At 35.7% G+C, this 255-nt stretch carries 1 protein-coding gene; it reads right to left on the bottom strand.

Translation table 11 applies throughout. From position 1 onward, the window contains the following. A partial coding sequence (locus FFR48_RS28655) for an RNA-guided endonuclease InsQ/TnpB family protein (protein WP_137669646.1) occupies positions 1-255 on the bottom strand: 255 nt, incomplete at both ends.

Below are 255 nucleotides of genomic sequence, written 5' to 3'. Positions count from 1 at the left end.
CACTATCTAGTCCACAGGCTAACACGATCAATCTGACCGCTTCTTGTTTTAAATTAATCGCAGCGTTTAAATCTCTGTCAATCTCAAAGCCACAACTATCACATTTAAACACTCTTTGAGATAATGAGAGTGATGATTTCTTTTCTCCACAAGTTGAGCAAGTCTTGCTACTGGGATAATATCTATCCACAATTACTAACTTACTACCATACAGTTGTGTTTTATATTCTAGCTGCCTTCTAAATTCATAAAAGC

This window comes from Sphaerospermopsis reniformis (assembly GCF_005402885.1).
GTDB classification, from domain to species: Bacteria; Cyanobacteriota; Cyanobacteriia; order Cyanobacteriales; family Nostocaceae; genus Sphaerospermopsis; species Sphaerospermopsis kisseleviana.
The sequence above is the reverse complement of the archived record's forward strand: the minus strand, read 5'-3'. Positions and strand labels throughout refer to the sequence as shown.